The 9570-nt window shown below is 73.2% G+C and carries 9 protein-coding genes; 6 read left to right on the top strand and 3 right to left on the bottom strand.

The genetic code is table 11. The features are described from left to right. Positions 1-17 precede the first annotated feature (17 nt). The 3 genes from ABL57_RS01420 to ABL57_RS01410 all read right to left on the bottom strand — a co-directional run bounded on the left by ABL57_RS01420 (position 18) and on the right by ABL57_RS01410 (position 2936). Positions 18-1241 (bottom strand): PLP-dependent aminotransferase family protein, encoded by a 1224-nt coding sequence (locus ABL57_RS01420; RefSeq protein ID WP_047801653.1) that lies wholly within the window; start codon positions 1239-1241, stop codon positions 18-20. Further along, positions 1238-2299, bottom strand: a complete 1062-nt coding sequence (gene speB / locus ABL57_RS01415; RefSeq protein ID WP_047801652.1) for an agmatinase — start codon at positions 2297-2299, stop codon at positions 1238-1240. The genes ABL57_RS01420 and speB overlap by 4 nt, the downstream gene beginning before the upstream one ends. Positions 2300-2369: 70 nt before the next feature. Beyond that, positions 2370-2936 (bottom strand): helix-turn-helix domain-containing protein, encoded by a 567-nt coding sequence (locus ABL57_RS01410; RefSeq protein ID WP_047801651.1) that lies wholly within the window; start codon positions 2934-2936, stop codon positions 2370-2372. A 166-nt stretch (positions 2937-3102) separates the two neighbouring features. On the opposite strand from ABL57_RS01410, the gene ABL57_RS01405 reads away from it, so the two are divergent. From ABL57_RS01405 to ureC, 6 genes are all read left to right on the top strand, one after another. Beyond that, on the top strand, positions 3103-4596 hold the full coding sequence (locus tag ABL57_RS01405; RefSeq protein ID WP_047801650.1) for a sodium:solute symporter: 1494 nt from the start codon (positions 3103-3105) through the stop codon (positions 4594-4596). Next, positions 4593-6176, top strand: a complete 1584-nt coding sequence (locus ABL57_RS01400) for a thiamine pyrophosphate-binding protein (protein ID WP_047801649.1) — start codon at positions 4593-4595, stop codon at positions 6174-6176. Before ABL57_RS01405 ends, ABL57_RS01400 begins: the two co-directional genes overlap by 4 nt. A gap of 193 nt (positions 6177-6369) precedes the next feature. Beyond that, on the top strand, positions 6370-6912 hold the full coding sequence (locus ABL57_RS01395) for a hypothetical protein (protein ID WP_047801648.1): 543 nt from the start codon (positions 6370-6372) through the stop codon (positions 6910-6912). A 223-nt stretch (positions 6913-7135) separates the two neighbouring features. Continuing rightward, entirely contained in the window at positions 7136-7438 is a 303-nt protein-coding gene (locus ABL57_RS01390; RefSeq protein ID WP_047801647.1) for an urease subunit gamma, read from the top strand. A 25-nt stretch (positions 7439-7463) separates the two neighbouring features. After that, positions 7464-7808, top strand: a complete 345-nt coding sequence (locus ABL57_RS01385) for an urease subunit beta (RefSeq protein WP_047801646.1) — start codon at positions 7464-7466, stop codon at positions 7806-7808. After that, positions 7805-9517 (top strand): urease subunit alpha, encoded by a 1713-nt coding sequence (gene ureC / locus ABL57_RS01380; protein WP_047801645.1) that lies wholly within the window; start codon positions 7805-7807, stop codon positions 9515-9517. The genes ABL57_RS01385 and ureC overlap by 4 nt, the downstream gene beginning before the upstream one ends. Positions 9518-9570: the final 53 nt, after the last annotated feature.

Raw genomic sequence — 9570 nt, 5'->3', positions numbered from 1 at the left:
GGGCGGGACGCGGGGCCTCAGCCCCGCAGCATCTCGCCGACCCGCCGGACCCCCTCGGCGATCTCCGCCTCCGGGGTCGCCGAGTAGGCCAGGCGCAGGCTCGTGGTGGGGCGTCCGTCGGCGTAGCAGGCGCCGCCGGGCACCAGCACCACGCCGTGGTCGACGGCCCGCCGCAGCAGGTCGCCGTCCCCGGTCCACGGCCCGAGGTCCAGCCAGGTGAAGAAGCCCCCGGCCGGCCGCGTCCAGCGCACGCCCTCCGGCATGTGCGCCTCCAGGGCCTCCATCATGGCGGCGCAGCGGGAGCGGTAGAGCGCCACGGCCCGGTCCAGGGACGGCCGCCAGTGCTCGCTGTCCACGTACGCGGCCGCGAGCTCCTGGCTGAGCACGGAGGGGTGGATCGTGACGGCCTCGGCCGCGATCTGCAGCCGCCCCCGCACCGCCGGCGGGGCCGCGATCCAGCCCACCCGCAGCCCCGGGGAGAAGATCTTCGAGAAGCTGCCCAGGTGGATCACGGTGTCCGGGGCCAGGGAGTACAGGGACGGCAGCCGGTGGGCGCGGTCGAAGCCGAGCAGCCCGTAGGGGTCGTCCTCCAGGACGAGCACGCCGCGCTCGGCGCACACGTCCACGAGCCGGCGGCGCCGCTCCTCGGGGGTCGTCACGCCCGTGGGGTTGGAGAAGTTCGGGACCGTGTAGACGAACTTCACGGTGCGGCCGGCGGCCCGCAGCGCGTCGAGCCGCTCGGCCACCGCCTCGGGGTCCAGCCCGTCGTCGTCGACGTCCACGTGCTCGACGTCGACCTCGTAGCTGCCGAACACCCCCAGGGCGCCCACGTAGGTGGGGCCCTCGGCGACCACCACGTCCCCCGGGTCGCAGTACAGCTTGGTCACCAGGTCCAGGCCGGCCTGGGAGCCGGCGGTGATCTGGATCCGGTCCGGGGCGATCTCGGCGCCCTCCAGGCCCATGAGCTCCACAACCAGCTCCGGCAGCCGCCCGATGCCGGCCCCGGAGCCGTACTGCAGCACCTCGGGCCCGCGCTCGGCGAGGATCCGGGCGGCCATGCCGGCGACCACCTCGTGCGGGAGCGCGCTCATGTCCGGGTTGCCGCCGGCCAGGGAGATCATCCCGGGCTGCATCGCGATCTCGAACACCGCCCGGACCGGGGACGGGCGGAACTCCTCGGCGCGGTGGGCGAAGAGGGGCACGGAGCCCGTGCGGCGGGTCGCGGCCGCGCCGCCGGTCACCGCTGCCCCTGCCCGGCCTCCGGCGCGGCGGCCCCGTAGACGTGCCCGGCCAGCCCGTACGCGGGCCCGTCGGGGGCCGCGCCGGGGCCCATGGCGAGCAGGGTGATCAGCTCGTAGGCCACGTGCGCGGCCGCCACCCCGGTGAGCTCCGCGTGGTCGTAGGCGGGGGCCACCTCGACGACGTCGCAGCCCACCACGTTCGTGCCGCGCAGCCCGCGCAGGATCTCCAGCACCTCCCGGCTGGTCATCCCGCCGGCCTCCGGGGTGCCGGTGCCGGGGGCGTGGGCCGGGTCCAGGACGTCGATGTCCAGGGAGACGTAGAGCGGGCGGTCGCCGACGCGCTCCCGCAGGTGCGCGACGACGGCGTCCACGCCCAGGCGCATGACGTCGGCGGAGGAGACGATGCCGAAGCCGAAGCGGGCGTCGTCGTCGAGGTCCTCGGTGCCGTAGAGGGGCCCGCGGGTGCCCACGTGGCAGGCGGCGTCGGTGTCGAGCAGGCCCTCCTCCCAGGCGCGGCGGAACGGGGTGCCGTGGGTGTACTCGGCGCCGAAGTAGGTGTCCCAGGTGTCCAGGTGCGCGTCGAAGTGCAGCAGGGCCACCTTGCCGTGGCGGGAGTGGGCCGCGCGCAGCAGGGGCAGGGCGATGGTGTGGTCGCCGCCGATGGCCACGAGCTGGGTGCGTTCGCCCATCAGCTCCTTGGCCTGGGCCTCGATGGCGTCGATCGCCTCGCCGATGTCGAACGGGTTCGCCACGATGTCCCCGGCGTCGGCGACCTGCTTGCCGGCGAACGGGGAGACGTTCTGCGCCGGGTTGTACGGGCGCAGCAGGCGGGAGGACTCCCGGACGTGGTTGGCGCCGAAGCGGGCGCCGGGCCGGTAGGAGACCCCGGCGTCGAAGGGCACGCCGACCACGGCGATGTCCGTGTGCTCCACCTCGTCGGTGCGCGGCAGGCGGGCGAAGGTGCCCAGCCCGGCCCAGCGGGGGGTGAGGGCGGCGTTGACGGGACCGACGACGCGGGTGCCGTCGTCGCCGGTGGTGGTGATGCGCTCGGGGTTCATGGTGTGCGGTCCTCTCGACGGGGGATGGTGGACGGGCGGGCGGAACGGGTGGGCGGAACGGGCGGGGCGCTCAGGAGCCGAGGATCCACAGCAGCACGGCCTCCTCGGGGCCGGGGTTCTCCCAGGTGTGGGGCTCGGTGCCGGGGAAGCTCACGGTGTCCCCGGCCTCGAGCTCGTAGGTGCGGTCCGGGACCATGAGCCGGAACCGGCCGCTGATCAGGTGCAGCACCTCGGTCTCGCAGTCCATGCTGTACATCGACTCCTCGCCGCGGCCCCCGGCGGCCACCCGCGCCCGGATGACCTGCACCGTGCGCTGGCCCGTGGGCGTGACGAGCTGCTCCTCGATGCCCTGGCCGCCGAGGTCCACGTGCGGGGCGTCGGCGAGCCGGACGAGCTCGACGTCGGCGGGGCCGGCGAAGACCGCTCCCACGTCGATGCGCAGCACCTGGCACATGCGCACCAGCGAGTCCACGGAGGGGGACGTGATGTCCCGCTCCACCCGGCTGACGAACCCCTTGGTGAGGCCGGCGGCGGAGGCGAGCTGGTCGATGGTCATGTGGTTGCGCAGCCGGTGGTTGCGCAGGCGCGACCCCACGGCGGCGGAGTGGCCGGTGCTCTCGATGGGCAGGGCTTTCACAGCGACGGCTCCTCGCTCACGGACGGTCTTACCAGGGCGTAACACCCCGGACCCGTTCTCAAAACATGATCTGCATCATACTATGTGAGACAACTTTTGTTTCTCATTGAGAAACTCGCCGATCGACCGCGGAAGTCCCTCGGGCTCCCAGGAAGAAGTGACACCCATGAATGTGCTGATCATCGTGCTGTACCTGGTCGCCATGGTGGCGGTGGGCCTCTGGGCCAGCCGGCGTGCCAAGAACGCGGAGGACTACCGGGTGGCCGGGCGACGGCTCGGCCCCGGCTTCTACACCGGCACCATGGCGGCCGTGGTCCTCGGCGGCGCCTCCACGGTCGGCGGAGTGGGCCTGGGCTACACCTACGGGATCTCCGGCATGTGGCTCGTGGTGGCGATCGCCACGGGCCTGGCCGCGCTGAGCCTGTTCTTCGCCGGGCGCATCCAGTCGCTGAAGGTGTTCACCGTCTCCCAGATGCTGCAGCTGCGCTACGGGGAGCGCGGCGGGGCCAAGGCGTCGTCGTTCGTGATGCTGGCCTACACGGTGATGCTCTCGGTGACCTCCACCTCCGCGTACGCGGCGATCTTCTCGGTCCTGCTCCCCCTCGACCGCACCTGGGCGATCCTGCTCGGCGGCGTGGTCGTGGTGGCGTACTCCGTGCTCGGCGGGATGTGGTCGATCACGCTGACGGACATGATGCAGTTCGTGTTCATGACGGTCGGGCTGTTCCTGATCCTGCTGCCCTTCTCCCTCTCCGCCGCGGGCGGCTGGACCGGCCTGGGCGAGCGGCTCGACGCGTCGTTCTTCACCTGGGGCGGCATGGGCACGCAGGCGATCATCACCCAGTTCGTGGTCTACGGGTTCGGCATGCTCATCGGCCAGGACATCTGGCAGCGCGTCTTCACCGCCCGCTCCCCGCGGGTCGCCCGCTGGGGCGGGCTCACCTCCGCCGCCTACGTGGCGCTCTACGGCGTGGCCGGTGCCGTCATCGGGATGACCGCCGCGGCCGTGGCCCCGGAGCTGTCCTCCCCCGACGACGCCTTCGCCACGATGGCCCAGCAGTACGTCCCGGCCGGGCTGGGCGGGATCGTGCTGGCCGCCGGTGTGGCCGCCATGATGTCCACGGCCTCGGGGGCGCTCATCGCCGCGGCCACGGTCGCGCGGGTCGACGTCGTGCCGACCCTGAAGTCCCTGGGCCGGCGCGACGCCGCCCCGGCCCCGGAGGGCACCGCCGAGGCGCTGCGCGGCGACCGGCTCTACGTCCTCGTCTTCGGCGTGGTGATCACCGCGATCTCGATCTTCGTGTCCGACACCGTCACCGCCCTCACGATCGCCTACGACATCCTGGTGGGCGGGCTGCTCGTCGCGATCCTCGGCGGCCTGGTGTGGCGCCGGGGCACCGGCCTCGGGGCCGCCCTGTCCATGCTCGTGGGCTCCGTGGTGACCGTCGCGTCCATGGCGGTCTTCGGCGTGCTGGCCAACGCGCCCATCTACCTGGGCCTGCTCAGCTCCGCCCTCGTCTACGTGGTGGTCTCGCTGCTGACCCGCCCCACGCACACCGGGGTGCTGCAGCACTGGGACGAGCGCATCGCCGCGTCCCGCCGGGCCCCAGGCACCGAGGACCCCACCGGAACCGCCGGCCGGACGGAGGCCCGCTCATGAGCCCCCGGCGCACCACGGCCCGCGCCGTGCTGGAGACCCTCCGCGGCTACGGGGTCGACACCGTCTTCGGCATCCCCGGCACCCACTCGCTGGAGTTCTACCGCCCGCTGCGGGAGCTGGGCATCCGCGCGGTCACCACCCGGCACGAGCAGGGGGCCGCCTACGGGGCCGACGGGTGGAGCCAGATCTCCGGGCTGCCGGGGGTCGTCATCACGACCTCCGGCCCGGGGCTGCTCAACTCCCTGTCCGGGGCGGCCACCGCCTACGCCGAGTCCCGCCCGATGATCGTCCTCTCCCCCGGACGGCCCGTGGGCCACGACTTCCGGGACATCGGCTCGCTGCACGAGACGAAGAACCCGTCCGCGGCCGTCGACGCCATCGTGGGCCGCAGCCGCCGGGTCACCAGCGGCGCCGAGGCCGTGACCATGGTCCACGACGCCTTCCGGGACTTCGCCCACTCCCGGCCCCGCCCCGTGCACATCGAGATCCCGCTCGACGTGCTGGAGGCCGAGCTCGACTACACGGACCGGCAGGTGGCCCCGCGCCGGCTGGGCGCCCCGCAGCCGGCCCCGATCGAGGACGTGCGCCGTGCCGCCGAGGTGCTGCGCGGGGCGGCCACCCCCGTCATCCTGGCCGGCGGCGGCTCGCTGGCCGCCGGGGAGCGGCTGCTGGAGCTCGCCGAGCTGCTCGAGGCGCCGGTGATCACCACGACCAACGGCAAGGGCGCGATCCCGGAGCGGCACCGCCTCTCCCTGGGCGCCGACCTGCGCCTGTCCACCGCGCACGAGTTCCTGCGCGCGGCCGACGCCCTGCTCGTGATCGGCTCCAAGGTCGGCGAGGCCGAGCTGTGGGGCGGGGACATCACCCCGGCCGGGCCGATCGTGCGCGTGGACATCGTGCGGGACCAGATGCTGTGCAACCTCGACCCGGACATCGAGCTGCCCGGCCACTCCGCGGCCGTGGTCCCGCAGCTGATCGAGGCGCTCGGCCCGCTCGAGCCGCGGCCCCCGCGGGACCTCGCCGACGTGTTCGCCCGGCTCGACGACGAGGGCCGCCGCACCGCGCCCGAGCTCGCGGCGCTCAACGAGACGATCATGTCCGTGGTGCCCGAGGACACGATCGTGGGCGGGGACTCCTCCCAGGTCACCTATCTGGGCTCGACCACGTTCTTCCGCGCCCGGCACCCGCGCTCCCTGCTCTACATGGGGACCTACGCGACCCTGGGCTACGGGCTGCCGGCCTCGATCGGGGCCAAGCTCGCCGCTCCGGACCGGCCGGTGCTGTGCCTCGTGGGCGACGGCGCGCTGATGTTCTCGATCCAGGAGCTGATGACCGCCGTGGAGCTGGGCCTGGACCTGCCGATCGTCTGCGTGGACAACGGCGGCTACGGCGAGATCCGGCAGAACATGACCGACCGGGACATCGACCCGCTGGCCGTGGACCTGCGCCAGCCCGACTGGCCGGCGCTCGCCGAGGCCTTCGGCGCCGTGGGGTTCACGGCGACGCAGGAGACCCTGGCCGAGACGGTCGTCGAGGCGTTGGCGGTGCGCGGCCCCAGCCTGGTGCACCTGCGCCTCTGAGCCGGCGCGGCCGGTGCGTCACGCGCGGGTCACGGTTGCCGCAGAAGGCTCCCCGAGGGTTCGTGGAAGTCCCCCGGAATCGGCCGTCGCGGCTTGTGAGCGCGCCAACAGCCTGCTTACGGTGGAGGAGCACGACCCGGGGACGCACACCGCACGTCGACCCTGGGACCAGGCCGACACCAGGAGGCTCATCGTGAACACGCATCAACGCACCACCACCCGCAGGGCCGCGGCCAGTGTGCTCGCCGTCGCCGCACTGGGACTCGCCGGCTGCGGCAACGGCGAGTCCGAGACGGGCACCGACATCGAGGACGTCCAGGAGAGCGAGGTCCTGGAGTCCTCGCCGGCCCCGCAGGAGGCCGGGGAGACGCCGGCGGACACCATCGCTCCCTACAGCGGCGCCTACAACCGGGACTTCTACGACGACCAGGCACTGTACGAGGGCCAGGAGGTGACCCTCACCGGCGAGGTCGAGGACGTCGTCTCACCGAACGCGCTGCAGCTCTCGGACCCGAACGACGTCGAGCTGGGCTCCCTGCTCGTGCTGCACGACGCCGATCTGCCGGAGCTCCAGGACGGCGCCCTGGTCGAGGTGACCGGCACCCTGCAGGCCTCGCTGGACGTGGCCGCCGCCGAGGAGGACCTCGGCGCCGACCTCGGGGACGAGCTCGCCGACATGGAGGGCGAGTCCTACGTCCGGGCGACCGAGGTGACCGTGACGCAGCAGGAGGAGTGAGGACCCGGCAGGCCGCACTGCCGCACCGAGGGGCCGGGTGGTCCCGGAGCACGCACCGTGCTCCGGGACCACCCGGCCCCTCGTCGTGAGGCGGCACGGGAGGACTCCTGCGCGGCCCGGGCGGCGCCCGCCACGTCGTCGAAACACGGCGGGCACGCGCACGTAACACGGGGACCCTAGCGTGACGACTGTCCCTGAACGTCCGCCGTCCCCGAGGAGAGCCGTGCACCTGACACCCCGGGAGCAGGAGAAGCTGCTCGTCGTCGTGGCCGGTGACCTCGCTCGCCGCCGCCGGGACCGCGGGCTGCGGCTCAACCACCCCGAGGCCGTCGCCCTGATCACCGCCGAGCTGCTGGAGGGCGCCCGGGACGGGCGGACCGTGGCCGAGCTGATGTCCTGGGGCTCCACGATCCTCGCCCGCGAGGACGTCATGGAGGGCGTGCCGGAGATGATCTCGTCCGTCCAGGTGGAGGCGACGTTCCCCGACGGCACGAAGCTCGTCACCGTCCACGACCCCATCCGCTGACCCGCCCGGCCCCGAAGGAGCGCCCGTGATCCCCGGAGAGTACGTCCTGCGGCCCGAGCCCGTGCTGATCAACGCCGACCGGCCCACCACGGAGGTGGACGTGGTCAACCGCGGCGACCGCCCGGTGCAGGTGGGCTCGCACTTCCACTTCGCCGAGGCCAATCCCGGGCTCGAGTTCGACCGCGCCGCGGCCCGGGGCTTCCGCCTCGACGTCCCCGCCGGCACGGCCGTGCGCTTCGAGCCCGGCGACCGCAAGCGGGTGCGCCTGGTGGCCCTGGCCGGGCGCCGTGAGGTGCACGGCCTCGCCAACCGGGTCGACGGCCCCCTCGACCGCCCCGCCGGCGCCGCGTCCGGGCAGGAGCAGCCATGAGCCACGAGATGTCCCGCGCCCAGTACACCAGCCTCTACGGCCCCACCACCGGGGACCTGGTGCGCCTGGCGGACACCGAGCTGTTCCTCGAGGTCGAGCGCGACCTCACGGTCCCCGGCGACGAGGTGGTCTTCGGCGGCGGCAAGGTGATCCGGGACGGCATGGGCCACAACGGCCGGCTCACCCGGGACGACGGCGTGGTGGACACCGTGATCACCAACGCGGTGGTCCTGGACGCCTCCGGGATCTACAAGGCGGACGTGGGCCTGCGCGACGGGCGCATCAGCGCGATCGGCAAGGCCGGCAACCCGGACATCATGGACGGCGTGGACGTCCTCATCGGCGCCTCCACCGAGGTGATCGCCGGTGAGGGCCGGATCCTCACCGCCGGCGGGATCGACTCGCACATCCACTTCATCGGGGCCGACCAGATCGGCACCGCCCTGTCCTCCGGGATCACCACGATGTTCGGCGGCGGCACCGGGCCCGCCGAGGGCTCCAACGCCACCACGATCACCCCCGGGGCGTGGCACCTCGCCGGGATGTTCCGGGCCCTGGACGACTACCCCATGAACTTCGGGCTGCTCGGCAAGGGCCACGCCTCCACCCCGGAGCCGCTCGCCGAGCAGATCCGGGCCGGGGCCGTGGGCCTGAAGATCCACGAGGACTGGGGCGCCACCACCGCGGCGATCGACACGGCCCTGGCCGTGGCCGACGCCTTCGACGTGCAGGTGGCCATCCACACCGACACGCTCAACGAGTGCGGCTTCCTCGAGGACACGGTGGCCGCCATCGCGGGCCGGGTGATCCACACCTTCCACACCGAGGGCGCCGGCGGCGGGCACGCCCCGGACATCATCCGCATCGCCTCGCTGCCCCACGTGCTGCCGTCCTCCACCAATCCGACGCTGCCCTACACCCGCAACACGGCCGAGGAGCACCTGGACATGCTCATGGTCTGCCACCACCTCAACCCGGACATCCCCGAGGACGTCGCCTTCGCCGACTCCCGGATCCGGCCCGAGACGATCGCCGCGGAGGACGTCCTGCACGACCTCGGGGTGTTCTCCATGACCTCCTCGGATTCCCAGGCCATGGGCCGCGTGGGCGAGGTGGTGCTGCGCACCTGGCAGCTCGCCGACCAGATGAAGCGGCGCACCGGCCCCCTGCCCGGGGAGACCGGCCGCGGGGACAACGCGCGGCTGAGGCGCTACGTGGCCAAGTACACGATCAACCCGGCGCTCGCGCACGGGATCGCCGACGTCGTGGGGTCGGTGGAGACCGGCAAGTTCGCTGACCTGGTGCTGTGGGACCCCGTGTTCTTCGGGGTGAAGCCGCACCTCGTGCTCAAGGGCGGTCAGATCGTGCACTCCCTCATGGGAGATCCCAACGCCTCCATCCCCACCCCGCAGCCGCAGCTGATGCGCGACGCCTTCGGGGCCCGGGGCACCGCCCCGCACGCCAACTCCATCACCTTCATGTCCCGCGCCGCCGTCGAGGCGGGCGTCGGCGAGCGCCTGGGCCTGCGCAAGAGGGTGCTGCCGGTGGGCGGGATCCGGGGACTGACCAAGCAGGACATGCGGCACAACGACGCCACCCCGCGGATCGAGGTGGACCCGCAGACCTACGAGGTCCGGGTCGACGGCGAGCTCGTCACCTGCGAGCCCGCCGAGGAACTGGCCATGGCCCAGCGCTACTTCCTCTTCTGACCGGCCCGCCGGCCGCCCCGCACTTCCACGTACTCCCCGAGAGGACCTGCACC

Source organism: Kocuria sp. SM24M-10 (assembly GCF_001027955.1).
GTDB lineage: Bacteria > Actinomycetota > Actinomycetes > Actinomycetales > Micrococcaceae > Kocuria > Kocuria oceani.
This window is presented reverse-complemented; position numbering and strand designations above follow the sequence as displayed.